This window comes from Mitsuaria chitosanitabida ATCC BAA-476 = NBRC 102408 (genome assembly GCF_001598255.1).
Lineage (GTDB): Bacteria > Pseudomonadota > Gammaproteobacteria > Burkholderiales > Burkholderiaceae_C > Roseateles > Roseateles chitosanitabidus.
Genome location: NZ_BCYP01000030.1, coordinates 1 through 26,580, shown reverse-complemented (window position 1 = coordinate 26,580; position 26,580 = coordinate 1). Strand labels below are relative to the sequence as shown.

Sequence of the window (26,580 nt, the reverse complement as noted above, 5' to 3'; positions counted from 1 at the left end):
TATAGACCGAGTTTTAAACGGAACGCAAGCGGTTCAACAAAATTTCTTTGTCGAACAGTTCCAGCACCGCATCCACCGACGGCGTCTGCGCGCGGCCACAGGCCAGCACGCGCACCGGGATGGCCAGTTGCGGCATCTTCAGACCATGGGCGCCGATGGTTTCCTTGATCGCGGCACTGATGGACGCCTTGTCCCACACCGCCAGCGCCTCGAGCTTGTCGGCCAGCGTGAGCACGGCCGGCTTGATCGCGTCGGTCAGGTGCTGCGCGCGATCGGCGTCGCTCACCGTCACCGGGGAGACGTACATCGCCAGCCAGTCGGTCAGCGCCACGGTCGTGCTGCAGCGGTCCTTGAACAGGCCGCACATCGCCTCCAGGCGCTGCGGCGCTTCCAGGCCGCGCTTGGCCAGTTGCGCCGCGACCAGGGCCGCCAGGCGGGCGTCATCGGCCAGCTTGATGTAATGGGCGTTGACCCACTCCAGCTTGGCCGGATCCCACTGGGCCGGGCTCTTGGAGATGTGACTGCCGTCGAACCACGACACCATCTGCTCGATCGTGAACAGCTCGTCGTCGCCGTGGCTCCAGCCCAGGCGCGAGAGGTAGTTCAGCATCGCCTCGGGCAGATAGCCGTTGTCCTCGTAGGCGGTCACGCTGACCGCGCCGCGGCGCTTGGACAGCTTCTGGCCGTCGTCGCCCAGGATCACCGGGATATGCCCGAACGCCGGCAGCTTCGCCCCCAGGGCGTTGAACATGTTGATCTGCCAGGGCGTGTTGTTGATGTGCTCGTCGCCGCGGAAGACATGGGTGATGGCCATGTCCCAGTCGTCGATCACGACGGCGAAGTTGTAGGTCGGCACACCGTCGGGACGCAGGATGATGAGGTCATCGATCTCGCGGTTGTTGATGGTGATCGGGCCCTTGACCACGTCGTCCCAGGTCACGTCACCGTCCACCGGATTCTTGAAGCGGACCACCGGCGTGATGCCGTCCGGAACCGCCGGCAGCGTCTTGCCCGCCTCCGGACGCCAGGTGCCGTCGTAGCGGCGCTTCTCGCCGCGCGCTTCCTGACCGGCCTTCATCGCGTTCAGCTCTTCGGGCGAGCAGTAGCAGCGGTAGGCGGTGCCGGCCGCGATCATCTGCTCGATGACGGCGTGATAGCGCTCCAGTCGCTGCATCTGATAGATCGGACCCTCGTCGTATTCGAGGCCCAGCCACTTCATCGACGCCAGGATCTGCTCGACCGAGTCCTGCGTCGAGCGGGCGACGTCGGTGTCCTCGATGCGCAGCACGAACTGGCCGCCGTGATGACGGGCATAGGCCCAGGAGAACAGCGCCGTGCGCGCCGTGCCCAGGTGCAGGAAGCCCGTCGGCGAGGGGGCGATGCGGGTGCGGATGGGAGAGGTCATAGCGAGTTCAAACCGCGGGCCAGATCGGCCTTGATGTCTTCGATGTCTTCGAGGCCGACCGCGACGCGGATCAGCCCCTGCGTGATGCCGGCGGCCTGACGCTGCGGCTCGGTGAGCCGCCCGTGCGAGGTGCTCGCCGGATGGGTGATGGTGGTCTTGGTGTCGCCCAGGTTGGCGGTGATGGAGCAGATGCGTGTCTGGTCGATCACGTGGAAGGCCGCCGCGCGGCCCTGGTCGTCGGCCTGGCTCTTCACGATGAAGGACACGACCGCCCCGCCCTGCCCGCCTTGCTGGCGCATCGCGAGCTCATGCTGCGGATGCGACTTCAGGCCCGGGTAGTAGACGCGCTCGATCGCGGGATGCGATTCCAGCCAGGCGGCCAGCACGCCGGCACCGGCGGTCTGCGCCTTCATGCGCACCGACAGCGTCTCCATGCCCTTGAGCACGACCCACGCGTTGAAGGGGGACAGCGACATGCCCACCGTGCGCATCACCGGCGTGAACACGCTCTCGACGTACTTCGCGGACGCGCAGATCGCGCCCGCGATCACGCGGCCCTGGCCGTCCAGGTACTTGGTGCCGGAGTGGATGATGAAGTCCGCGCCCATCTTGGCCGGCTGCTGCAGCGCCGGCGAGGCGAAGCAGTTGTCGACCGCCAGCAGCGCGCCGTGGCCGTGCGCGATCTCGGCCAGGGCCGCGACATCGCAGACCTCGGTCAGCGGGTTGGTCGGGGTCTCGGCGAAGAGCAGCCTAGTGTTGGGGCGCAGCGCGTCCTTCCACTCGGCCAGATCGGTCTGGGAGACAAACGTCGTCTCCACGCCGTACTTGCCGAACTCGCCCTGCAGCAGCTTGATGGTGGAGCCGAAGACCGAGCGCGAGCACACCACGTGATCGCCGGACTTCAGCAGGCCCATCACCAGCAGCATGATCGCGGACATGCCGGACGAGGTCGCGATGCAGGCCTCGGTGCCCTCGAGCGCCGCCAGGCGGCGCTCCATCATCATGACGGTCGGATTCGAGAAGCGGCTGTAGACGAAGGCTTCTTCCTCGTTGGCGAACCGGCGGGCGGCGGTGGCCGCGTCCGGATGCACGAAGCTGCTGGTGATGAACAGCGCTTCCGAGTTCTCGCCCCAGGGCGTGGGCGGCAGGCCCTCGCGCACGGCCAGCGTGTCCAGCCGCGCGTCGGCGGGCAGGTCCACGCGCGGGATGCCGGCGGGCTTGTTCGATTCAATGCTCATTCACTGGTCTCCGCCGCTTTGCAGCGCGAGCCGGCTGCGCGCCGGCAGGTCCTCTTCGTCGCCGCCCTGGGACTTGCGCTGCGCCTGGATGGTCGCGAAGTCCTCGGCCGACACGTCGCCGGTGATGTACTGGCCGTCGAAGCACGAGGCCTCGAAGCCGTTCAGCCCGGGGCGCAACTGCGCCACCACGCGCTTCATCGCGTCCACGTCCTGGTAGATCAGCGCGTCGGCGCCGATGAACTGGCGGATCTCCTCGATGGAGCGGCCGTGGGCGATCAGCTCTTCCTTGGTCGGCATGTCGATGCCGTAGACGTTGGGGAAGCGCACCGGCGGGGCGGCCGAGGCCAGGTAGACCTTGTTGGCGCCGGCCTCGCGGGCCATCTGCACGATCTCCTTGGAGGTCGTGCCGCGGACGATGGAGTCGTCCACCAGCAGCACGTTGCGGCCCTTGAACTCCAGGCCGATGGCGTTGAGCTTCTGACGCACCGACTTCTTGCGCGTGGACTGGCCCGGCATGATGAAGGTCCGGCCCACGTAGCGGTTCTTGACGAAGCCCTCGCGGTAGGGCTTGCCGATCCGGTGCGCGAGCTGCATCGCCGACGGACGGCTCGATTCCGGGATCGGGATCACGACGTCGATCTCGCTGGGCGGGATGGTCGAGATCAGGCGCTGGGCCAGGGTCTCGCCCATGTTCAGGCGAGCCTGGTAGACCGAGATGCCGTCCATCACCGAGTCCGGGCGCGCCAGGTAGACGAACTCGAACATGCAGGGGTTCAGCGTCGGGTTCTCGGCGCACTGCTGCGTGTGGATCGCGCCGCTGGTATCGATGAACAGGGCCTCGCCGGGCGCCAGGTCGCGCGTCAGCGTGTGGCCGGTGCCCTCCAGGGCCACGCTCTCGCTGGCGACCATCACCTCGCCGTCGGCCGCCTGGCCGAAGCACAGCGGACGGATGCCGTAGGGATCACGGAAGGCCAGCAGGCCATGACCGGCGATCAGCGCGATCACGCCGTAGGAGCCCTTGATGCGCTTGTGCACCGTGGCCACGGCCTTGAAGATCTGCGCGGGCGTCAGCGGGAGGTCGCGTCCAGCCATCTCCAGCTCGTGGGCCAGCACGTTGATCAGCACCTCGGTGTCGCTCTCGGTGTTGATGTGGCGGCGGTCGACCTCGAACAGCTCTTCCTTCAGCGCGTGGGCGTTGGTCAGGTTGCCGTTGTGGACCAGCACGATGCCGTAGGGCGCGTTGACGTAGAAGGGTTGGGCCTCTTCCTCGCTGTAGGCGTTGCCGGCGGTCGGGTAACGGACCTGGCCGAGACCGACGTTGCCCGGCAGCGCCCGCATGTTGCGGGTGCGGAAGACATCGCGGACCATGCCGCGCGCCTTGTGCATGAAGCACTTCTGGCCCTGCATGGTGACGATGCCGGCCGCGTCCTGGCCGCGATGCTGCAGCAGCAGCAGCGCGTCATAGATCAGCTGGTTGACCGGCGCCTTGGAAATCACACCGACGATGCCGCACATGGGGAGTCCTTCAATGCACTTGGAACGGGGAGAACAATGGCCTGCGCGCTCGTGACGCTCAGGCCGGAACAAAGTCTTTCAGCGCTTCCGGCAGCAGCGGCCGGACTTGCGCGAGCGTGGTCTGCAGCCACGGCGCAATCTGCGATTCGGTCCAGGCCGGCGACTTGGCGGCCGGCGTCATGTCGACGATGACCGTGGCCAGCAGCGCCACCAGCACGGCGCGCAGCACGCCGAAGCCCGCGCCGCCCAGCCGGTCCAGCACGCCCAGCGGCGTCGCGTGGATCAAGGCGCGGATCAGCTTGGCGCCGATGCCCCAGATCAGCAGCACCAGCACGAAGGCCAGCACCAGGCCCAGGGCATGCAGCAGCGTCGGGCCGACCTTCTCGATCGGGATGAAGCGCTCGATCACCGGCGCCACGAACGGGGACGCCACATAGGCGACGACCCAGCCGGCGATGGTCATCAGTTCGAAGACCAAGCCGCGCCAGGCCCCGACCAGCACCGAGACGACGAGCAGGCCCGCCAGGGCGATGTCGACCCAGTTCATCGCGCGGCGAGCTGTTCATGATGGGTCATGCCAAGGGCTCCGTGCCAGCCGTCAGAGGGTCAGCACGGCCGACGAGAGGCCGCCGCCGCGGACCTTGGCCGCGACCTTGTCCGCTTCGTCGCGGGAGTTGAACGGGCCGACGCGGACGCGGATGCGCTTGCCGTCCGCGGTGTCGACCGCCTGCGTGTAGGTCTTCAGGCCCATGCGCTCGACCTTGGCCCGCACGTCCTGCGCGGCCTTGCCGTCGGCATAGGCGCCGACCTGCACGATGAAGCGCGCGCCGTTGGCGGCCGCATCGGGCTTGGCGGCGGTGGCCGGCGCGGGCGCGCGGCCCTCCAGCAGCGCCTGCGCGCGGGCGGCGTCGGTGGCGCGTGTGTCCGGCTTGGCCGCGGCGACCTTGGTGTCGGGCTTGGTCTCCGGCCTCGGATCAGGCTTGCGCTCCGGCTTGTGCTCGGCGGCCGCCTGGGCGGGCTTGGCCTCGGGCTTGGCGGCCGGCTCGGCGATCGCGGCGCGGGGTTCGGGTTTGGGCTCGACGCGGGGCACCGGAACGGGCACCACGGCCGGCGGCGTCGTGTTCCGCGCGAGCTGCTCGGCCGGCGCTTCCGGCGGCGGCACGGCGCGATCGGCGGCGGCCTGCTCCGGGGTCTCGGTGATGATGCCGCGGCCCTGATCGCCCGCGCCCTGCCCCGGCTGCGCGGTCTGCGCGACCGGTGCCGGGATGGTCAAGGGGGCGGCGCCGTCCTTGCGCGGGATGTCGATGGGCAGATCGACCGGGATCGGCCGGGGCTGCGTTTCGAAGAGCAGCGGGAAGACGATGATCCCGACGCCCACCAGCACCGCCGCGCCGATCAGGCGGCGGCGCGCCCTGATGCGCAGTTGCTGGACGTCGTCGACGGATTCGGCACCGCCGCGAGCACGGCCACGGCCGGACTCGCGCGGAGGGCTCCGATCGCCGGAGTCGTTCGCATCACCACGCTTCAGGAAAGACAGGAAACCCATGGAATTGTGTGTGGCAGGCCGGGAGCGGAAAGCGGCCCTTCCGCATGTACGGACCGGGCCGCCGACTTCAACTGCGAGCGGTTCGAACGCAGCGTTGCAACGCGGTGAACGCGCTCAATGCGGAGGGGGTTCGGCGTGGGATCAGGCGTCAGCCTCGGGCTGCACGCCGGTCCCCAACCTCGGGATCCCGTCCTTGAGCACGCCGCCCACGGTGTAGAACGAACCGAAGACCAAAATTCTATCAGCGGGGTCCGCCTCGGACGCCGCCGCGGCCAGGGCCGAGGCCGGGTCCGCGTGCAGGGTCGAGCCCACGTCCGCGGGCGCCTTCAGCAGTCCGGCGGCACGCGCCTCGTCGAAGCGCTCCTGCAGCGCCCGGGCGGTGGCCGCACGAGCGATGGGCAGGTCGCAGAAGTGCCAGTGATCGACCAGCGGCGAGATGCGCGCCAGGATGTTGGCGAGGTCCTTGTCGGCCATCGCGCCGAAGACCGCGCGGGTGCGCGGATAGAAGCCCATCTGGTCCAGGTTCTGGGCCAGCGCGGCGACCGCGTGCGGGTTGTGCGCCACGTCCAGCACCAGCATCGGCGAGCCCGGGATCACCTGGAAGCGGCCCGGCAGCTCTACCAGCGCCAGGCCCGCGCGCACGGCTTGCGCGCTGATGGGCAGGCGCTCGTGCAGCGCTTCCAGCACCGCCAGCACGCCGCTGGCGTTCAGCAGCTGGTTCACGCCGCGCAGCGCCGGATAGGCCATGCCGCTGTAGCGGCGCGAGCGTCCCGCCCACTGCCACTGCTGGCGATCGCCGCTGTAGTTGAAGTCGCGGCCGAGCTGGCGCACGTCGGCGCCGATCGAGGCCGCGTAGGCCGCGATCGAATCTGGCGGGATCGGGTCCGACACGATCGCCGGCTTGCCGGCGCGCATGATGTGCGCCTTCTCGCGGCCGACGGACTCGCGATCCGGGCCCAGGTACTCGGTGTGGTCCAGGTCGATGCTGGTGATGACGCTGCAATCGGCGTCCATCGCGTTGACGGCGTCCAGCCGCCCGCCCAGACCGACCTCCAGGATCACCAGATCCAGCGGCTCGGCGGCCAGGCGATGCAGGATGGCCAGGGTCGTGAACTCGAAATAGGTCAGCTGCAGCTCGCCGCGAGCCTGCTCGACCGCCTCGAAGTGCGGCAGCAGCGAGGCCGCGTCCACGGGCCGGCCGCCGACGCGGCAGCGCTCCTGGAAGTGCACCAGGTGCGGCTTGATGTAGAGGCCGACGCGATAGCCGGCCTGCAGCGCGATGCTCTCCAGCATGGCGCAGGTCGAGCCCTTGCCGTTCGTCCCCGCGACCATCACCACCGGCGTGTCCGGACCGAAGTCCAGGCCGAGGCGCTGGCGCATCTCGGACACGCGCGCCAGCGTCATGTCGATCTCCTTCGGATGCAGCCGCTCGCAGCGCGACAGCCAGGCATCGAGGACCTGCTGGGCGTTGCCGCCCGGCGCCAGCACCGGAATCGACAGATCGGGGGACGAGGTGTTCGGGGACGACGGGGAGTTCGAAGTCATCGTGGAATCCAGGGCTCAAATGAAGACGGCCAGACCGATTCGGGTCTGGCCGTGCTGAGTCGCGGGGGCCAATGCGCGAGCGCCCTGCCCTCGGACCGTCGTCAGGCGACCGCGTCGGCGCTCTGCCGCTGCAGGATGGCCAGGTTGCGGGCGATGACCTCGCGCAGCTTGCGGCGGTCCACGATCATGTCGATCGCGCCCTTCTCCATCAGGAACTCGGCGCGCTGGAAGCCCGGCGGGAGCTTCTCGCGCACGGTGTTCTCGATCACGCGCGGGCCGGCGAAGCCGATCAGCGCCTTGGGCTCGGCGATGACGATGTCGCCCACGAACGCGAAGCTCGCGGAGACGCCGCCCATGGTCGGGTCGGTCAGCACGCTGATGTACGGGAGCTTCGCCTTGGCCAGACGCGTGAGCGCGGCGTTGGTCTTGGCCATCTGCATCAGCGAGAGCAGGCCTTCCTGCATCCGCGCGCCGCCGGTGGCGGTGTAGCAGATGAAGGGGGTCTTCTGTTCGATCGCGGTCTCGACGCCGCGCGCGAAGCGCTCGCCGACCACGGAGCCCATCGAGCCGCCCATGAAGTCGAACTCGAAGCAGGCCACGACCACGGGGATGCTCATCACCGCGCCGCCCATGACGATCAACGCGTCGGTCTCGCCGGTGTTCTCCAGCGCTTCCTTGAGTCGATCGGGGTACTTCTTGCTGTCCTTGAACTTCAGCGCGTCGACCGGGAGCACTTCCTGGCCGACTTCATAGCGGCCTTCGCCGTCCAGGAACGCGTCCAGGCGGGCGCGCGCGCCGATGCGGTGGTGGTGACCGCACTTCGGGCAGACGTTGACGTTCTGCTCGAGGTCGGTCTTGTACAGCACCGTCTCGCAGGACGGGCACTTGATCCACAGGCCTTCGGGCACCGTGCGGCGCTGGTCCGGGTCGGTCTGCTGGATCTTGGGCGGGAGAAGTTTCTCAAGCCAACTCATGGCGGGCTCCTATGTCTATCGCCGAACGCCCTCTCAGGCGTCCAGCGCGGCGCGGATGTCTCGAATGAAGGCCGCTGCCTGGATCGCGACATTATCCCTGGATTGCACCTCGATCAGCTGGACCAGGGCCGAACCGATCACCACGGCGTCCGCATGACGCGCCACGGCGGCCGCCGTGGCCCCGTCCCGGATGCCGAAACCGACGCCCAGCGGCACCTTCACATGCTGGCGCAGACGGGGCATCGCGGCCGCCACGGCGCTGGTGTCCAGGTGGCCCGCGCCGGTCACGCCCTTGAGCGAGACGTAGTAGACGTAGCCGCTGGCCAGCCGGCCCAGGCGCTCGACGCGCTCGTCGGTGGACGTCGGGGCGAGCAGGAAGATCGGATCCATGCCCTGCGCCTTCATCAGCGTCGCGAAGGCCTCGCACTCCTCGGGCGGATAGTCGACCACCAGCACGCCATCCACGCCTGCGGCCTTGGCCTCGGCGACGAAGCGCTCCAGGCCGAAGCGCTCGATCGGGTTGGCATAGCCCATCAGCACGACCGGCGTGCCCTCGTCCTCCAGGCGGAAGGCGCGGACCATCTCCAGCACATGCGTCAGCGTGATGCCCTTGGCCAGGGCGCGCTCGCTGGCGCGCTGGATCACGGGACCGTCAGCCATCGGATCGGAGAACGGCACGCCCAGCTCGATCACGTCGGCGCCGGCGCGGGCCATGGCCAGCATCAGCTCGACGGTGACGTCGGCATAGGGATCGCCGGCGGTGACGTAGGGAATCAGCGCCTGGCGGCCTTCCGAGGCCAGCTTGGCGAAGGTCGCCTGAATGCGGGTCGAGCTCATTGCGCGCCTCCGGTCGTTGCGTTGGCGTTCAGCTCGGCACCGCCCTTGACGGCGTGACCGGCCATCGACGGGCGATCGAAGTACGCCGCCCCGGACAGGTCGGCAACGGTGCCGATGTCCTTGTCGCCGCGACCGGACAGGTTGACCAGCAGGTGCTGATCGGGGCGCATCGTCGGCGCGATCTTGAGCGCGTGCGCCAGCGCGTGGCTGGACTCGAGCGCCGGGATGATGCCCTCGCTGCGGCACAGCCGGTGGAAGGCGGCGAGCGCCTCCGCGTCGGTCACGCCGACGTACTCGGCGCGACCGATGTCCTTCAGGTACGCGTGCTCCGGACCGACGCCCGGATAGTCCAGGCCGGCCGAGATCGAATGGGTCTCGATGATCTGACCCGCGTCGTCCTGCAGCAGATAGGTGCGGTTGCCGTGCAGCACGCCCGGCGAGCCCGCGCCCAGCGTCGCGGCGTGCTTGGGCGTGTCGACGCCCAGGCCGGCCGCCTCGACGCCGATGAGGCGCACGTCCGCATGCGGGATGTAGGGATAGAAGATGCCGATGGCGTTGCTGCCACCGCCCACGCAGGCGATGACCGCGTCGGGTTGACGCCCGGTCATCTCGGGCATCTGGATCAGGCACTCGTCGCCGATGATGCGCTGGAAGTCGCGCACCATCATCGGATACGGATGTGGGCCGGCCACGGTGCCGATGATGTAGAAGGTCGATTCGATGTTGGTGACCCAGTCGCGCATCGCCTCGTTCAGCGCGTCCTTCAGGGTCTTGGAGCCCGATTCCACCGGCACGACCTTGGCGCCCAGCAAATTCATCCGATAGACGTTGGGCGACTGGCGCTTGACGTCCTCGGCGCCCATGTAGACGACGCACTCCATCCCGTACCGGGCGCAGATGGTCGCGGTGGCCACGCCATGCTGGCCGGCGCCGGTCTCGGCGATCACCCGCTTCTTGCCCATGCGCCGCGCCAGCAGCGCCTGGCCGATGGTGTTGTTGACCTTGTGCGCGCCCGTGTGGTTCAGGTCCTCGCGCTTGAGGAAGATCTGGGCGCCGCCGAGCTCCTCGCTCAGCCGGCGGGCGTGATAGATCGGGCTGGGGCGGCCGACGAAGTGGGCCAGCTCGTACTGGAACTCGCGGATGAATTCCGGATCCTGGCTGTAGCGGGCATAGGCCTCGTTCAGCTCGTCGAGCGCGTGGATCAGGGTTTCGGCGACGAAGCGGCCACCGTAGTAGCCGTGCGCGCTGGGGGTCGGCACGGGGCCGAAGCGGCCTTGCGCGTCGGGTTGCGCATAGCCTTCGAGCGGTCCCGTGATGAACGGGATCGGACTGGAAATGGTCTTGGACATGAGGGGTCCTCGGTGTCGGAGGATGCCCGCGCGCGCTTCAGGAAATCAGACCGACATCAGGCGGTCGGCCTCGCGCACGGCATCGCAGAACTGGCGGATCTTCGCGGCGTCCTTGAGGCCTTTCGAGGCCTCGACGCCGGAGCTGACATCAACGGCCCAGGGCCGGACGCGCCGCACGCCATCGATCACGTTGGCTGCATCCAACCCACCAGACAAAACGACCGGAGAGGGAACGCTTGGAGGCAGCAGTGACCAATCAAACACCTTTCCGCCGCCGCCATAGCCCTCGACGAAGGCATCGAGCAGCACGGCTTGGGCGCGAGAGAAACGAGACGTGAAGTCTAGCAAATCGAAACCCGGCGCCATGCGAGCCGCGCGCAGATAGGTGCGCGCCCAACGATCGCAGTCTTCGGGGGTTTCGTCGCCGTGGAACTGCAGCGTCAGGTTGGGGATCGCGGCCAGCGCGGCCTGGATCTCCGCCGCCGTCGCGTTGACGAAGAGGCCCACCGGCGTCACGAAGGGCGGCAGGCGTCGGGCCAGCTCGGCGGCGCGCTCGACGCTCACCGCGCGCGGGCTCTTGGCGTAGAACACCAGGCCGATCGCATCGGCGCCAGCCTCGACGACCGCGTCGACGTCGGCCTCGCGGGTCAGTCCGCAGATCTTGATTCGGGTACGGCTCATGGGGCGCAGTCTATCGAGAGTCGTCGACCGCCAGACGCGGGGAGACATGCGCTCACGGCAACCAATCCATCGCGGCGGTGTGACGCGGCAGGTTCAGGTGGTCGTCGTAGGTCGGACCGACAAAATACAGCCCGTCCGGCGGGAAGGTCGGCGCGGCCGCGTCGCGCGAGCGCGCCGCCAGCACCTCGTCCATCCACGACGGCGGCTTCTGGCCGGCGCCCACGGCGACCAGGCAACCCATGATGTTGCGGATCATGTGATGCAGGAAGGCCACGCCGTCGAACTCGAAGCGCCAGTAGGCACCGCGCTTCTCGATGCGGATGTCGCGCAGGATCTTCACCGGCGAGGCCGCTTGGCACTCCGACGACCGGAAGGAGCTGAAGTCGTACTCCCCCACCAGCCGCGCCGCCGCGTCGCGCATCGCGTCGCCGTCGAGCGGGCGGAAGGTCCACCCCACCCCACCCGCCTGGATGGACGGCCGCACGTTGGACTCCAGCAGCAGGAACCAGTAGCGGCGGCCGCGCGCCCAGTTGCGGGCATGGAAGTCCTCGCCCGGGAAGGCGGCCCACTGGATGGCGATGTCGCGCGGCAGGTAGCGGTTGACGCCGCGCACCCAGGAGAAGGGCTCGCGGTCCACCGGCGAATCGAAGTGCACGACCTGGTTGAGCCCGTGCACGCCGGTGTCGGTGCGACCCGCGCAGATGGTGCGGATCGGCTGGGCGGCGAACTGCGCCAGCGCGGCTTCCAGCTTGTCCTGCACGGTGCCGCCGCTGGGCTGGCTCTGCCAGCCCTTGTAGGCCTCGCCGCGGTAACTCACGCCCAGCGCCACGCGCATCCCAGCTCTCCGGAATCAGGAAACGGCGGGCACATGAAAGCGGCCGCCCAAAAGAAAAGGCGCCCGGCCAGGCCGAGCGCCTTGTCGCGAAGCTCGCGAGTTTAGCGAAGCGCCCGCGCCCCGCCGCTCCTCATCGGCTTCAGCGCATCGAGTCCAGCATCAGCTGGGCGCGCTCCTTCAGCGGACCGGAGGCCTTGCCCACCAGCTCCTGCAGGACGTCGCGGGCACCCTCGGTGTCGCCGATCTGGCGGAACTCCTCGGCCAGCTCCAGCTGACGCTGCAGGGCCTCGTCGTCGTTCGGATCGATGCTGTCCAGGTCCACACCCAGGTCGTCCAGACTCATGGTGTCCGAGGACGGCGCCGGCGCGTGGGCCGCCATGTCCAGGTCGGGCAGCTCGACAGCGTCGATGTCCTCGACGTCCTGCACCTTGCCCATGGTCCGCTCGTCGTGGCCGGCGGTCGGCGACACGGACGGCAGGTCCAGGTCGATGTTGGACAGGTCGAAGTCCAGCGAGCCCGGTTCGGCGGCGGCCGGGGCCGGCGGGGTGCCGCCCAGATCGTCCAGATCGCCCAGGTCGAACTCCAGCTCATGCGCGCTGGCGCTGGTCGGCGCATGCGTGGGCGCGGCGGACGGGGCGCTCAGGTCCAGGTCCATGTTCAGCGGTGCCTGGGAAGCCGAGGTCGGCAGCGCCTGCGTCGCGGCCATCGCGGCAGCCGGCGCCGGGGGCGAGCCCAGATCCAGGTCGAGGTCCAGATCCATCAGGCTGGACGGGCCGCTGTCGCGCGAGGACGCCACGGCGGCAGCCGCCGCCGCGGTGGCCGCCGCGCGGGCGACCGCGCCGCTGCCCGGATGGGTCAGGCCGGTGGCCGGCAGCGTGCTGGCGTTCATCGGCTCGGGACGCTCGTCGTCGTTCTCGAAGACGACCGGCGTGCCGCCCGGCTGGTACAGAGGATTGTCCGGATCGGCCTGGCGACCCAGTTCCTGGACCTTGGCCCAGTCCTCGCCCTGACCCTTGGTCTCGGCGTAGAGCTGCACGGCCAGTTGCTCGAAGCCCTTGATGTCGCGGCGCTTGCCGTAGACCTCGAGCAGTTTCAGACGGATGGCCAGGCGCTCGGGGTTGGCGCGCAGCGCTTCCTTCAGGATTTCCTCGGCCTGCAGGTCGCGGCCGTAGGCCAGGTAGACATCGGCCTCGGCGACCGGATCCACATCGCCGATCGCGTCGAGCTGGCTCAGCGAGTAGCTCATCGACGATTGGCCGGTGGTCGACGCGTCACGCGTGTCGACACGCTGGCCGCCGCTGTGACCGAAGAAGGAGTCCGGCGCCAAACGGCTTTCGGCGAAGGCGGTCTCGGAGCGCGAGGCCGCGTCGCGGCGCGCGCGCCAGCGGTTGTAGACCACGCCCCCCACGATCACGGCCAGGGCCGCGCCCAGGGCCGGCAGGTAATCCGACAGCGAGTCGAGGAAGCTGGGCTCCTCCGCCTCGGGTTGCGGCGCGGGCATGACCTTGGGCGCCGAGGCGGCGGCCGGACGCGAAGCCGGCGCGGCCGCCACGACGGCGGAGGCCGGCGCGGAAGCGGGTGTCGCGGGCGCGGCCGAGGCCGGCACGTTGGCGGCCACCGTCACCGGCGGCACCACGGGCGCGGAGGCCGGCGCGGGAGCCGGCGCCGGCGCGGGAGCCGGAGCCGGCGTGCCCGGCTTGGCGGCGGCGGAGAGCTTCTTGAGCTCCTCGACGTTGCGGGTCAGTTCGGCGACACGGGCGGCGGAGTCCTTCTTCTCGGTCTCCTTCGACACCTTGTTGGCCGTCTCGGCCGCGGCACCGGGCTTGCTCAGCGTCAGCTTGTCCGGCGACGGCGCGGCGGCGGGCTTGCGGTCCTCGACCGCGGCCTGCACCGAACCCTTGGCCTGACGCGCGTTCTCTTCCGCCTTCAACGCCGGAGCACCTTCGGCCAGACGCTGGCGGTAGCCGCCGAAGTCGCTGCTCTGCGCCTGGATGACGCGACGCGCCTCGGTCGGCGTGATCGCCTGGACCGAGCCGCTGTCCGGCACGGCCAGCACGGCACCCGACTTCAGGCGGTTCATGTTCTGGTTGATGAACGCGTCCGGGTTGCTGCGGTACAGGCCCACCAGCATCTGGTCGAGCGAGACGCCCGTCGGCTGGGTGCGCGAGGCGATGCGCGAGAGCGTGTCGCCCGGCTTGACGGTGTACTCGGACGCCGCCGTGGCGGCAGCGGCCGGCGCGGGGGCCGGCGCCGGAGCAGCCGGGCGCGGACGCGCGGTCACCGCCGGCGCGGGCGGCTGCGCCGCGGGCGTGGCCGGCGTACGGCTGGCCGACTCGGAGGCGGCGGACGGCGTGCTGCGTGCGACCGGCGCCGAGGCGACAGCCGGCGCCGTGGGGGCCGGCGCCGAGATCACCGGCGAGGTCGTGGCCTCGGGCGCGCGGGCGACCGCGGGGCCGCTCGGGGGATCGAACAGCAGCGTGAATTCACGGGTCAGACGGCCGCTGGACCAGCTCAGTTCCAGGATCACGTCGACGAAAGGTTCCTGGACGGCGCGGTCGCTGCTCAGGCGCAGGTACGGGCGGCCATCGGGACGGCGGGCCAGTTGCACCTGGGCGCTGGACAGCACCGGGTTGTAGTCCAGGCCGGACGCACGATAGGAATCGGGCGGAGCGACGCGCAGCTTGAGGGAGGTGGCTTCCTCGGGGCTCAGGCTGCTGACATCGATCTCGGCGCGCAGGGTCTCGCCCAGCGCCGACTGCACGGTCAGCTTGCCCAACCCCAGGCCCCAGGCGGAGCCCGTGGCCAATCCCAACGCGGTGACGGCCGCCACCTGGCTTAGCGCAAATCGCGCGTATGCGCTTGCATGTTTTTTCAAGGCGTCCCCCAAAGCGACAAAGCGGCCTCGACTTCAAGACCGCTCTCATGACCTATTGTTGTTGTGCGGCTCCGGCGCCCGCCGCGGGCCTCGCTCGTTCCCGCGCAGAAAATCACAACGGGGGCAAGCATATACGCTCTGTTGCTGAGGTAGCTCCTGAATAACATCGATGAGCTAGCTTAGATTCACAGGTGGTTACCGGCGTGTCGCTAGCAGGCAACGAGATGCGACGCTCTCGCAATCCCTAATGCGAAGCCGGGCAAAACCCCGCCGTCTCGCGCATGCGATCCGGGAGCGAATCGCCATGAAAAAGAGCGATGGCCTTCGCCATCGCTCTCTCGGGTTTCAGCGCCCTGCCCGCCTGTCGGCGGACGGACGATTTCAGCGATCCAGCAGGATGCGCAGCATGCGGCGCAGCGGCTCGGCCGCCCCCCACAGGAGCTGGTCGCCGATGGTGAAGGCACCGACGTATTCCGGGCCCATCGCCAGCTTGCGGATGCGGCCGACCGGGATGCCCATCGTGCCGGTGACGGCGACCGGGGTCAGGTCCTTGATCGTGGCTTCACGCGTGTTCGGGACGACCTTCACCCACTCGTTGTCGGCGGCGATCATGGCCTCGATCTCGTCCAGCGGGACGTCCTTCTTGAGCTTGAAGGTCAGCGCCTGCGAGTGGCAGCGCATCGCGCCCACGCGCACGCAGAAGCCGTCGACCGGGATCGCCGAGGTGCCGGCGAAGCCTTCGCCCAGACCCAGGATCTTGTTGGTCTCGGCCATGCCCTTCCACTCTTCCTTGGATTGGCCGTTGCCCAGGTCCTTGTCGATCCAGGGGATCAGCGAGCCACCCAGCGGGACGCCGAAGTTGGCGACCTCGTCGCCCGACAGCGCGCGCTGCTTGGCGATGACCTTGCGGTCGATTTCGAGGATGGCGCTCTTGGGGTCGTCCAGCAGCGAGCGCACTTCCGCGTTCAGCGTGCCGTACTGGGTCAGCAGCTCGCGCATGTGCTGCGCGCCGCCGCCCGACGCGGCTTGATAGGTCTGGGTGGACATCCACTCGACCAGACCGGCCTTGTACAGCGCGCCCACGCCCATCAGCATGCAGCTGACGGTGCAGTTGCCGCCGATCCAGTCCTTGCCGCCCTGCGACAGCGCGTTCTTGATCACCGGCATGTTGACCGGGTCCAGCACGATCACGGCGTTGTCGGCCATGCGCAGCGAGGACGCCGCGTCGATCCAGTGGCCGTTCCAGCCCGCGGCGCGGAGCTTGGGATAGACCTCGGTCGTGTAGTCGCCACCCTGGCAGGTGATGATGATCTCGCAGCGCTTGAGCTGCTCGATGTCGTAGCCGCTTTGCAGCCTTGTTTCGTTCTTGGCGAACGACGGGGCCGCGCCGCCGGCGTTCGAGGTGCTGAAGAACAGCGGCTCGATCAGATCGAAATCGCGCTCCTGGGCCATGCGGTCCATCAGCACCGAGCCGACCATGCCACGCCAGCCCACCAAACCAACCAATGTCGTCATTTGCGTTCCTTGAATAGACCCGGCACTGCTGGCCGGGCAATCGCCCTAAACACCGTCACAAACCCTGGGGAGCCTGCCCGGCTCGCTTCGCCGGGTTTGTGAGTGGGGGCGAGACGAACCGGAGCGGACTAGCTCTTGATGGTTTTGGTCGTGGTAATGGTCTGCGACGCGGTCGTGGTCGTGCCTTTGCCAGCGGCAATGGCGGCGACGACGGCATCACCCATCTCGCGGGTGCTCACCTTCTGGGTGCCCTCGCTCCAGATGTCCGCGGTACGCAGACCCTGGGCCAGCACGGATTGAACCGCCGACTCGATACGAGCGGCAGCTTCGGGCTGGTTGAGGGAGAACTTGAGCATCATGGCAGCGGACAGGATTGTAGCCAGCGGATTGGCGATTCCCTTGCCCGCGATGTCCGGCGCGCTGCCATGGCTGGGCTCGTACAGGCCCTTGTTGTTCTTGTCCAACGAGGCGCTGGGCAGCATGCCGATGGAGCCGGTCAGCATCGCAGCCTCGTCCGACAGGATGTCGCCGAACATGTTGCCGGTGACGACCACGTCGAATTTCTTGGGCGCCTTGACCAGCTGCATCGCCGCGTTGTCGACGTACATGTGATCCAGCTCGACGTCCGGATACTCCTTGTGGACCTCGGTGACCACGTCCTTCCAGAACTGGAAGGTCTCCAACACGTTGGCCTTGTCGACCGACGTCACCTTCTTGCCCCGCTTGCGCGCGGCCTGGAAGGCCACGTGGGCGATGCGCTCGATCTCGGGGCGCGAGTAGCGCATCGTGTCGAAGGCCTCCTCGGCGCCCGGGAAGTGACCGTCGACGGCGGTGTGGCGGCCGCGCGGCTGGCCGAAGTAGATGTCGCCGGTGAGCTCGCGAATGATCAGGATGTCCAGGCCGGCGACCAGCTCGGGCTTGAGGCTGGAGGCGTGGGTCAGCTGCTCGTAGCAGATCGCGGGGCGGAAGTTGGCGAACAGGCCCAGCGCCTTGCGCAGGCCCAGGATGGCCTGCTCGGGGCGCAGCGCGCGCTCCAGCTTGTCGTACTTCCAGTCGCCGACGGCGCCGAACAGCACCGCATCGGCTTCCTGAGCCAGCTTCAGCGTGGCCTCCGGCAGCGGGTGGCCGCTGGCCTCGTAGGCGGCGCCGCCGACGGGCGCGAATGCCATCTCCAGCGGCAGGTCCAGCGCCTTCAGGACCTTGACGGCCTCCGCGACGATTTCGGTACCGATGCCGTCACCCGGCAAGACTGCGATCTTCATGAGCGTTCCTCTCTGGCGTGTCGAGCGCGGCGCGCGCGCTCAGCGCGTAATTCGATGGTTGAGCCACGGTTTGGTGGCGATGCGTTCGGCCTCGTAGGCCTTGATCTTGTCGGCGTGACGCAGGGTCAGGCCGATGTCGTCGAAGCCATTGAGCAGGCAGTACTTGCGGAAGGGCTGCACGTCAAACGGAAGCTCCTCGCCGTCGGGCTTGACCACGACCTGGCGCTCCAGGTCCACCGTCAGCTGATAGCCGGGGAAGGCGAAGACCTCGTCGAACAGCCGGGCGACCTGGCGCTCGGGGAGCACGATGGGCAGCACGCCGTTCTTGAAGGTGTTGTTGAAGAAGATGTCGGCGAAGCTGGGCGCGATCAGCGCGCGGAAGCCGTACTGCTGCAGCGCCCAGGGCGCGTGCTCGCGGCTGGAGCCGCAACCGAAGTTGCTGCGCGCGATCAGGATGGAAGCGCCCTGATAGCGCGGCTGGTTCAGCACGAAGTCCGGATTGGGCTTGCGGCTGGCCGGGTCCTGGCCGGGCTCGCCATGGTCCAGATAGCGCCACTCGTCGAAGAGATTCGGGCCGAAGCCGCTGCGCTTGATCGACTTGAGGAATTGCTTGGGAATGATCGCGTCGGTGTCGACGTTGTCGCGATCCATCGGGGCCACCAGGCCCTTGTGCACGGTGAACTTGTCCATGTCTTGCTCCTGCGTGCGCGCGCTCAGGCGATGCGGCGGACGTCGACGAAGTGGCCTTCCATCGCGGCGGCCGCGGCCATCGCCGGGCTGACCAGATGGGTGCGGCCGCCGGCGCCCTGCCGGCCTTCGAAATTGCGGTTGCTGGTCGAGGCGCAGCGCTCACCCGGCTCCAGCCGGTCGGCGTTCATCGCCAGGCACATCGAGCATCCCGGCTCGCGCCATTCGAAGCCCGCGGCCTTGAAGATCTGATCCAGGCCCTCGGCCTCGGCCTGCGCCTTCACCAGGCCGGAGCCCGGCACCACCATCGCCAGCTTGACGTTGCTGGCGATGCGGCCGCCCACGCGCTTGACCACGGCGGCGGCCTCGCGCATGTCCTCGATGCGGCTGTTGGTGCAGCTGCCGATGAAGACCTTGTCGATGCGGATGTCGTCGATCGCCTTGTTGGGCTCCAGCGCCATGTAGGTCAGCGCGCGCTCGATGGCGCCGCGCTTGACGGCATCCTTCTCCTTGTCGGGATCGGGCACGCGATCCTCGATGGACAGGACCATCTCGGGCGAGGTGCCCCAGGTCACCTGCGGGCGGATCTGCGCGGCATCCAGCTCGACCACGGTGTCGAATTTCGCGCCGGCGTCCGAATGCAGCGTGCGCCAGTACTCGACGGCCTGGTCCCATTCGACGCCGGTGGGCGTGAAGGGACGGCCCTTCACATAGGCCACGGTCGTGTCGTCGACGGCGATCAGGCCGGCGCGGGCGCCCGCCTCGATGGCCATGTTGCAGACCGTCATGCGGCCTTCCATCGACAGCGCGCGGATCGCGGCGCCGGCGAACTCGATGGTGTAGCCGGTGCCTCCCGCCGTGCCGATGCGGCCGATGATGGCCAGCACGATGTCCTTGGCACCGACGCCGGGGGCGCAGCGGCCCTCGACCTTGACCAGCATGTTCTTGGCCTTCTTGGCCAGCAGGGTCTGGGTGGCCAGCACGTGCTCGACCTCGGAGGTGCCGATGCCGTGGGCCAGCGCGCCGAAAGCGCCGTGGGTGGAGGTGTGGCTGTCGCCGCAGACCACGGTCATGCCGGGCAGCGTGGCGCCCTGCTCCGGACCGATCACATGGACGATGCCCTGACGCAGGTCGTTCATCTTGAACTGCGTGATGCCGTAGCGGTCGCAGTTCTTGTCCAGGGTCTCGACCTGCAGGCGCGACACCGGATCGGCGATGCCCTGGCTGCGGTCCGTCGTCGGGACGTTGTGGTCGCTGACGGCCAGGTTGGCGGACAGGCGCCAGACCTTGCGGCCGGCCAGATCCAGGCCCTCGAAGGCCTGCGGGCTGGTGACCTCGTGGACCAGGTGGCGGTCGATGTAGAGAACGGCCGTGCCGTCTTCCTCGGTGTGCACCACGTGCTCGTCCCAGAGCTTGTCGTAGAGCGTGCGCGGGGCGGCGGCGTTGCCGGCGGGATGGGCGATGTTGGCGGTCATGGGATGGCTCTCCATCACTTCAAAACAGGACGACTCACTTCGAGCCGCCCTTCGGATCAATCTTGGCCACGGGCTTGGCGTCGGCCTTCTGACTGGCCTGCTGGGCCTGCTGCTCCTTGGCGGCGGGACACAGCGCATCGACGAAGCGCTGGACCACGGTGGGCAGACGCTCCTGGCGCGCCACGCCCAGCACGTAATCGCGCTGGGCCCAGGTCTCGTCCAGGACCAGGCGATGCACGTCGAAGACCTGCGCGAAGCGGCGCGCGGGCGCGTCGGGCAGCACGGCGACGCCCATGCCGGCCTCGACCAATTGCGCGATCGCGTCGAAGCCGCGCACCTGCAGGCGCGCCTTGAGCGTGCGGCCGCGGGCCATGGCCTCCTGCATCATGAGCTCCTGCGCCGCGGCGCCGCCATGCAGGCCGACGAGGTCGTGTTCCAGCAGGTCGTCGAAGCTGACCGAGGTCTTGCCCACCAGCTCGTGCTTGGCGGGCACCAGCACGGCCAGCCGGCCGGTGCGGTAGGACCAGGTCTGCAGCCGGTTGTCCAGCAGCGGCGTCGTGAACACGCCGACGTCGGCGCGGCCCTCGGCCACGGCGGCCTGCACTTCAGCCGAGGTCTGGTCCTCCAGGCTGATGCGGATCTGCGGATGGGCTTGCGAGAACGCGGCCAGATCGGGCGGCAGCGCCTCGGCGATCGCGCCGGCGTTGGCGGCGATGCGCAGATGGCCCTTGATGCCTCGCGCGAACTCGACCACCTCGCTCTCCAGCGCATGCAGCGAGGCATGCAGCGAACGGATGTGCCGCACCAGCGCGCGGCAGGCCTCGGTCGGCTCGACGCCACGGGCGCGGCGTTCGAAGAGCTGCACGCCCAGTCGCGTCTCCAGATCCGAAATCCGCTTGCTGGCGGCGGCCAGCGCGAGGTGCTCGCGCTCGGCACCGCGAGTGATGGATCGGGTCTGTTCGATCGCAAGCACGAGATTCAGGGTGGTGAGGTCGAGGCGCATGGCGTGGCGGCGGCTGAGTTGAACTTTAGCCTTCGCTCAAAGAGCAAGACTATGGGTGTTCATGATAACCACTTCGTCAGTCGCGAAGTCTTGAAACTTTCATGGAACGTGGCGATCCGGGAACGCTCAAGCCCGCAGCCACGGGCTCGCCCCACCGCCTCGGCGACAACCGTTACCGCTTCCCGACTTGTTTTGGTCTGCCATAGGTCCTATGGTGGCATCGCTTTGGTGTCGTGTCGGGCCACGCATCGGGGCGCATCCCTCTGTTTCTTCCATTCTTCAAGGAGACCTTGATGCATTCCCCTGCCCGACTCGGCGGCGCGCTGGCGCTGACCTCGTTCTCGATCGGCTTCCTGGCCGCGCTCGCACCGAGCGCCGCCCTCGCCCACGGCGCGCCGGAGTTCCCGATCTCGCGCCAGTACAACTGCTTCAAGAACCCGTCGTTGCCCGCCTGCCAGGGCGCGATCGCCTACGGCGGCGAGCAGGCCATCTACGACTGGAACGGCGTCAACCAGGCCAACGCCAACGGCAACCACCAGGCGGCCGCGCCGGATCTGAAGATCTGCGCCGGTGGTCAGGAGAAGTTCAAGGGCTTCGACCTGGCGCGCTCGGATTGGCCGGCGACGGCCTGGTCGCCAGGCACCGACGGCAAGTACGAATACCGCTATTACGCGACCGCGCCGCACCGCTCGCTGAACTGGAAGTTCTTCCTGACCAAGGACGGCTGGAACCCGGCGGCCTCGCCGCTGCGGTGGTCGGACCTGGAGCAGGTCGCGGAGATCGGTCCGGATCAGATCGTCACGTCGGGCAAGACGATCTACACGATGAAGCTCGGCCTGCCCAAACGCAGCGGCAAGCACGTGATCTTCTCGGCCTGGCAGCGCTCGGACAGCACGGAGGCCTTCTACGCCTGCTCGGACGTGGACTTCGGCGGCGGATCGACCCCGCCGGGCACGCCCTCGGACCTGAAGCAGATCGGCCAGGTGTCCGCCGCACAGGACCTGCCGGCCAGCAGCCAGGTGAAGCTGCGCGTGTTCAACGGCGCGGGCAACGACCTGGAGACCATCGCCATCACGCTGACCGCGGCCGCCAGCAAGGCGACCTGGCTGAGCCAGCTCGCGACGCGGGTGAACCAGACCTCGGCCTACGTGAAGGTGGGGACGCTGCAAGGCGGCAGCGTGATCGTGCCGAGCGGCGTGACCGTGATGGACGTCTACCTGCAGAACGCCAATTCGGGCGCGAGCTACGCGATGGACGTGGTGCTGCCGCCGACGACGCCGCCGGGGTCGACGACCTGGGTCGAGGGCGCGAGCTACACAGCCGGCCAGGTCGTCAGCTACCAGGGCAAGCAGTACCGCTGCCTGCAGGCACATACCGCCTATGTCGGCGCGGGCTGGACGCCGGCGACGTCGCCGACCCTGTGGCAGGCGCTGTGAAGCGCGCCGGGTGAAGCCGGTCTCTGGTAAAGCATTCGCCCGATGAAGCGGGCGCCGGTCGAGACCGGCGCCTTGCGATGAGCCCCTCGGACCGGCTGAAGGCCGGCCGAGAGCGCGCGGCGTTCAGGCGCCGAGGCCCAGCATCGACTTGCCGAGCGCCTCCGCCACCTCGATCCCGTCGACCCCGGCGGACATGATCCCGCCGGCATAGCCGGCACCCTCGCCCGCCGGATAGAGGCCGCGGACGTTCAGGCTCTGATAGTCCTTGCCGCGCGTGATGCGCAGCGGCGAGGACGTGCGCGTCTCCACGCCCGTCAGCACCGCGTCGTTCATCGAGAAGCCGCGGATCTGGCGTTCGAACGCGGGCAGCGCCTCGCGGATCGCGTCCAGCGCGTAGACCGGCAGGCTGCCGAAGCCCTTCTGCTGGAGGTCGGTCATCGTCACGCCCGGCTTGTAGCTGGGCTCGACCGTGCCGAGCGCCGTGCTGCGCTGGCGCTTGATGAAGTCGCCGACCAGCGCGGCCGGCGCGAGGTAGTTGCCCTCGCCCAGCTCATAGGCGCGCGACTCCCAGAAGCGCTGGAAGGCGAAGCCGTCGAGCGGATTCACCAGGCTCCCGTCGGTCTTGCCGTCCTGGCGGTAGTCCTCGGGCGAGATCCCCACCACGATGCCCGCATTCGCGTTGCGCTCGTTGCGGGAGTACTGGCTCATCCCGTTGGTGACCACGCGATTGGGCTCCGAGGTCGCCGCCACCACCGTGCCACCGGGGCACATGCAGAAGCTGTAGACCGAGCGCCCGTTCTTCGCGTGGTGGACCAGCTTGTAGTCCGCCGCGCCCAGCAGCTCATGGCCGGCGTTCGGACCGAAGCGGGCCTTGTCGATGATCGATTGCGGGTGCTCGATGCGGTAGCCGATCGAGAAGGGCTTGGCCTCCATGTAGACGCCGCGCCCATGCAGCATCGTGAAGGTGTCGCGGGCGCTGTGGCCCAGCGCGACCACCACATGGTCCGTGCGCAGCTGCTCGCCCGACTCGAGCTGCACGCCGCGCACGTGCTGATGGCCGTCGGCGTCCGGCTCGATCAGCAAATCCGTGACCTTCTGCTGGAAGCGGATCTCCCCACCCAGCCGCTCGATCTCGGCGCGGATCTTGATCACCATGCTCACCAGGCGGAAGGTCCCGATGTGCGGCTTGCTGACGTAGAGGATCTCCTCGGGGGCGCCGGCCTTGACGAACTCCGTCAGCACCTTGCGCGTCAGGAAGCGCGGATCCGAGATCTGGCTGTAGAGCTTGCCGTCCGAGAAGGTGCCCGCCCCGCCCTCGCCGAACTGCACGTTGGACTCGGGGTCCAGAACGCTCTCGCGCCACAGGCCCCAGGTGTCCTTGGTCCGCTCGCGGACCTGCTTGCCGCGCTCCAGCACGATGGGCCGCAGGCCCATCTGCGCCAGGATCAGCGCCGCGAAGATGCCGCAGGGACCGAAGCCGATGATCACCGGCCGCGGACGCTCGCCGGCGTAGAAGTCGGCCGGCGCATGGCCGGCGAAGTGGTAGCGCGTGTCGGGCGAGGGCTTCACGTGCGTGTCGCCCGCCAGGCGCTGCAGCAGCGCGGCCTCGGCGGCCGCGTCACCGATGTCGCAATCGACGCTGTAGATCAGCACCATCGCCGTCTTCTTGCGCGCGTCGTAGCTGCGCTTGAACACGGTGAAGTCCTTCAGCCGCGCCTCCTCCAGACCCAGACGGGCCAGGATGGCGGCGCGCAAGGCCTCTTCGGGATGGTCGAGCGGAAGGCGAAGTTCGTTGATGCGGATCATGGCGATTGATCGGGCAGCGTCGTTGCGGACATGGAAAACAAAACAGGCCCCGCCTGTCGGCATGGGCCTGTCGTGGATGTCGTCGGGGTCTTGCTCCCCGCGACCTCAACCCGAGTGCGGACGCTTGCCCGGGTTCTTCTTCGAACGGGTGTGAGAGCCGCGCTCCAGGCTGCTCTTCTGGCCGCGGTGCGCGGTCAGGGTCACGCCCTTGGGGGCGGCGGGACGGGGGGAAGCGCGACGCTCGGCTTCGGTGACGATCTTGTTGCCCATGTTGGCTCCGGAATGAATGAACTGAGTTCTGAGAAAAACACCAACCCGAAGTCACAGACTCGCCGGCGGCAGGACGGGTCCTGCGGGCCGACCTTGAGCAGCGTCGGAAATACGGTGAAGGCCGGGAGTTTACACGCACCGCGCGCGCTCCCAGCCGCTCGCGTGCCCGAGGCGCCAGGAGGACCTCCCTCGGCACCCCCTCCGAGCCCCCTGCCCGGCCCACGCCGGCCGGCGTCGCGCCCCGACCGCGGACCGGCCCGCCGGTGCCGGCCGCACCGTGAAAACTGCCCGGATATTGGGTATACGGGTCAATGACAAATACTTGCCCCATAACCCTGGGACGCCGGAAATCCGGCCACTCGAAAACCCCGGGAATATGTCACGACCGACACAGCATGCCATCCCCACCCCCTCCGGGCAGCCTTGCCATCGGGCGATTGCCGTAACGCGGCTTACATCGTGTTGCATGCAGTGCTCGCCCAAGTGGTCCGCGGGCTACCGCACACAGGCCCTCTCGCTTCCCGGCGAGCCTCTTCCGGCACCGTACGCCGTCACCCCCGATGAACAGGACGATCCCGGATGACGCATCGCGCGTGACGCCGCCTTGAACTTTTCGTGAAGCCTCGCCAACCGGCGCCGCGAATGCTTGCCCAGGCAGTCTTTCGATCCCCCGCGTTCCGGGGCTTACGGGCGATCTGTAACCGTGATTTGAGGCCGACTCCCGGCCCTTTTGTGTGCATCAGGTGAAGGGGGAGCCCCCTACCATTTCCGGGCTAGCTCAAGTTCGTCATTCAGCGTCCGAAAACCCGAGTGACGGCAACCGGAAGGTCGGGTGCCTTTCGAAAAAGCTGATCAATACCACGCGCCTATGGGCGCATCTGCCCCATAGGTCCACGGAGTTCAAAGATGGCATCGCTGATTACCAACCTGACGACAGACGAGATCGCCTCCCTGACGTCGACCACGCTGGCCCGTCTCACCAGCGAAGACTGGGCGGCGTTCTCCACCGATCAGTTCCAGGCACTGACGACGTCGCAGTTCGCGACGCTGGGCACCAAGGCCGTGTCGTTCTTCACGACCGCCAACATCGCCGCCATCCAGTCCGACGACCTGCGCGTGCTGAGCACCGCCGCCGTCCAGACCATGACCTCGGCGCAGCTCAACGCGCTGGGTTCCGACCAGTTCGGCTCGCTGACCACCCGCCAGGTCGGCGCGCTGACCACGCAGCAGGTGCGCAACCTGGAGTCGGACGACCTGAACGCCCTGGGCTCCGACCAGATCCGCTCGCTGAGCACCCAGCAAGTGGCCGCCATCAGCACCAGCCTGATGAGCACCCTGAGCTCCGACGACCTGCAGGCCCTGAAGACCGACCAGGTCAAGGCCCTGAGCTCGCAGCAGGTCGGTGCCCTGTCCACCGAAGGCGTCGCCGCGTTGCAGACCCAGCAGGCCGCCGCGCTGTCCAGCACCCAGACCGGCGCGCTGAACTCCAGCCAGGCCGCCGCGCTGAGCTCCGACGCCGTCCACGCCCTGAGCACCGCCGCCATCCGCGCGCTGGGCACCGACCAGATCGCCGCGCTGAATTCCGACCAGATCGCCGCCCTGACCACCGCCCAGATCGGCGCGCTGACCACGGCCCAGATCCGCCAGTTCGCCAGCGACGAGCTGGCCGCCCTGGGCACCGACCAGGTCCGCGCCATCACCACGGCCCAGATCGCCGCCCTGACCACCGACCAGTTGGCCGGCGTGGGCAGCGCCGACGTGCACGCGCTGTCGACCGCCCAGGTCGGCGCGCTGAGCTCGGCCCAGATCGCCGTGCTGAGCACCGATTCCATCGCCGCCCTGACCTCGCAGCAGGCCGCGGCGCTGAGCTCCAACCAGGTCAAGGGCCTGACGACCGACCAGGTCGCCGCCCTGGGCTCCGACGACGTGAAGGTGCTGAGCACCGCCGCGCTGCGCGCCCTGACCACCGACCAGTTCCAGGCCCTGAACTCCGACCAGGTCGCCGCGATGAGCTCGCAGCAGATCGCGGCGCTGTCGACCGGCCAGGTGGCCGTGCTGGCCACCGACGAGCTGAACGCCCTGAACAGCGCCCAGATCCGCGCCCTGGGCACCGCCCAGGTCGCCGCGCTGACGACCGCGCAAGTCGCTGGCATGGACACCGACGACGTCCAGGCCATGACCACCGGCCAGGTGGCCGCGCTGAGCTCCGCCCAGATCGGCGCGCTGTCCACGGACGCCATCGTGGCGCTGACCTCGCAGCAGGTCGCCGCTCTGTCGACCAAGCAGTTGGCGGGCCTGAGCACCGACCAGGTCCACGCCATCGAGT

The 26,580-nt window shown here is 68.6% G+C and carries 20 protein-coding genes and 1 pseudogene; 2 read left to right on the top strand and 19 right to left on the bottom strand.

Annotated elements, in window-relative coordinates:
* Positions 1-13: 13 nt before the first annotated feature.
* The 17 genes from gltX to MCHT01_RS18610 form a co-directional block, all read right to left on the bottom strand.
* Positions 14-1,405: a glutamate--tRNA ligase gene (gene gltX / locus MCHT01_RS18690; protein WP_067067285.1), complete on the bottom strand. Its 1,392-nt coding sequence runs from the start codon at positions 1,403-1,405 to the stop codon at positions 14-16.
* Positions 1,402-2,643 carry an O-succinylhomoserine sulfhydrylase gene (locus MCHT01_RS18685; protein WP_067067283.1) on the bottom strand — a complete coding sequence of 414 codons (1,242 nt, stop codon included), beginning with the start codon at positions 2,641-2,643 and terminating at the stop codon, positions 1,402-1,404. The genes gltX and MCHT01_RS18685 overlap by 4 nt, the downstream gene beginning before the upstream one ends.
* A complete protein-coding gene (gene purF / locus MCHT01_RS18680; protein ID WP_067067281.1) occupies positions 2,644-4,158 on the bottom strand; it encodes an amidophosphoribosyltransferase in 1,515 nt (504 codons plus the stop codon).
* A gap of 58 nt (positions 4,159-4,216) precedes the next feature.
* Positions 4,217-4,705, bottom strand: a complete 489-nt coding sequence (locus tag MCHT01_RS18675; RefSeq protein WP_067067279.1) for a CvpA family protein — start codon at positions 4,703-4,705, stop codon at positions 4,217-4,219.
* A gap of 51 nt (positions 4,706-4,756) precedes the next feature.
* Positions 4,757-5,704 carry an SPOR domain-containing protein gene (locus MCHT01_RS18670; protein ID WP_084452955.1) on the bottom strand — a complete coding sequence of 316 codons (948 nt, stop codon included), beginning with the start codon at positions 5,702-5,704 and terminating at the stop codon, positions 4,757-4,759.
* A 141-nt stretch (positions 5,705-5,845) separates the two neighbouring features.
* A complete protein-coding gene (folC, locus tag MCHT01_RS18665; RefSeq protein ID WP_084452953.1) occupies positions 5,846-7,249 on the bottom strand; it encodes a bifunctional tetrahydrofolate synthase/dihydrofolate synthase in 1,404 nt (467 codons plus the stop codon).
* Between the two features lie 101 nt (positions 7,250-7,350).
* Positions 7,351-8,223 (bottom strand): acetyl-CoA carboxylase, carboxyltransferase subunit beta, encoded by an 873-nt coding sequence (gene accD / locus MCHT01_RS18660; RefSeq protein WP_067067277.1) that lies wholly within the window; start codon positions 8,221-8,223, stop codon positions 7,351-7,353.
* Between the two features lie 33 nt (positions 8,224-8,256).
* Positions 8,257-9,060 (bottom strand): tryptophan synthase subunit alpha, encoded by an 804-nt coding sequence (trpA, locus tag MCHT01_RS18655; RefSeq protein WP_067067275.1) that lies wholly within the window; start codon positions 9,058-9,060, stop codon positions 8,257-8,259.
* Positions 9,057-10,409 (bottom strand): tryptophan synthase subunit beta, encoded by a 1,353-nt coding sequence (trpB, locus tag MCHT01_RS18650; RefSeq protein WP_067067274.1) that lies wholly within the window; start codon positions 10,407-10,409, stop codon positions 9,057-9,059. The genes trpA and trpB overlap by 4 nt, the downstream gene beginning before the upstream one ends.
* Positions 10,410-10,454: 45 nt before the next feature.
* Positions 10,455-11,090 carry a phosphoribosylanthranilate isomerase gene (locus MCHT01_RS18645; protein WP_067067272.1) on the bottom strand — a complete coding sequence of 212 codons (636 nt, stop codon included), beginning with the start codon at positions 11,088-11,090 and terminating at the stop codon, positions 10,455-10,457.
* A gap of 52 nt (positions 11,091-11,142) precedes the next feature.
* The gene (gene truA / locus MCHT01_RS18640; protein ID WP_067067270.1) at positions 11,143-11,925 is read right to left on the bottom strand and encodes a tRNA pseudouridine(38-40) synthase TruA; all 783 of its coding nucleotides are present in this window, start codon (positions 11,923-11,925) and stop codon (positions 11,143-11,145) included.
* Between the two features lie 139 nt (positions 11,926-12,064).
* Positions 12,065-14,731, bottom strand: a complete 2,667-nt coding sequence (locus MCHT01_RS18635) for a FimV/HubP family polar landmark protein (RefSeq protein WP_276525810.1) — start codon at positions 14,729-14,731, stop codon at positions 12,065-12,067.
* A 450-nt stretch (positions 14,732-15,181) separates the two neighbouring features.
* Positions 15,182-16,315 (bottom strand): aspartate-semialdehyde dehydrogenase, encoded by a 1,134-nt coding sequence (gene asd, locus MCHT01_RS18630; protein WP_067067268.1) that lies wholly within the window; start codon positions 16,313-16,315, stop codon positions 15,182-15,184.
* A 128-nt stretch (positions 16,316-16,443) separates the two neighbouring features.
* On the bottom strand, positions 16,444-17,577 hold the full coding sequence (gene leuB / locus MCHT01_RS18625; RefSeq protein WP_067067267.1) for a 3-isopropylmalate dehydrogenase: 1,134 nt from the start codon (positions 17,575-17,577) through the stop codon (positions 16,444-16,446).
* Between the two features lie 39 nt (positions 17,578-17,616).
* Positions 17,617-18,267, bottom strand: coding sequence for a 3-isopropylmalate dehydratase small subunit (gene leuD / locus MCHT01_RS18620; protein WP_067067265.1), 651 nt, complete (start codon positions 18,265-18,267; stop codon positions 17,617-17,619).
* Between the two features lie 23 nt (positions 18,268-18,290).
* Positions 18,291-19,739 carry a 3-isopropylmalate dehydratase large subunit gene (gene leuC / locus MCHT01_RS18615; RefSeq protein ID WP_067067263.1) on the bottom strand — a complete coding sequence of 483 codons (1,449 nt, stop codon included), beginning with the start codon at positions 19,737-19,739 and terminating at the stop codon, positions 18,291-18,293.
* Positions 19,740-19,773: 34 nt separating this feature from the next.
* Entirely contained in the window at positions 19,774-20,742 is a 969-nt protein-coding gene (locus MCHT01_RS18610) for a LysR family transcriptional regulator (protein WP_084452951.1), read from the bottom strand.
* Between the two features lie 293 nt (positions 20,743-21,035).
* Between MCHT01_RS18610 and MCHT01_RS18605 the strand changes: the two genes are divergently transcribed.
* Complete coding sequence (locus MCHT01_RS18605; RefSeq protein WP_067067261.1) at positions 21,036-22,178, top strand: lytic polysaccharide monooxygenase; 1,143 nt, start codon at positions 21,036-21,038, stop codon at positions 22,176-22,178.
* 123 nt (positions 22,179-22,301) lie between these two features.
* Here the strand turns inward: MCHT01_RS18605 and MCHT01_RS18600 are convergent, their stop codons facing one another.
* Together MCHT01_RS18600 and MCHT01_RS26820 are read right to left on the bottom strand one after the other, a co-directional pair.
* Positions 22,302-23,984 (bottom strand): NAD(P)/FAD-dependent oxidoreductase, encoded by a 1,683-nt coding sequence (locus tag MCHT01_RS18600; protein WP_067067258.1) that lies wholly within the window; start codon positions 23,982-23,984, stop codon positions 22,302-22,304.
* A 105-nt stretch (positions 23,985-24,089) separates the two neighbouring features.
* On the bottom strand, positions 24,090-24,254 hold the full coding sequence (locus MCHT01_RS26820; protein ID WP_169806160.1) for a hypothetical protein: 165 nt from the start codon (positions 24,252-24,254) through the stop codon (positions 24,090-24,092).
* A 906-nt stretch (positions 24,255-25,160) separates the two neighbouring features.
* On the opposite strand from MCHT01_RS26820, the pseudogene MCHT01_RS18595 reads away from it, so the two are divergent.
* Positions 25,161-26,580, top strand: a pseudogene (locus MCHT01_RS18595) (hypothetical protein); the annotation flags it as partial.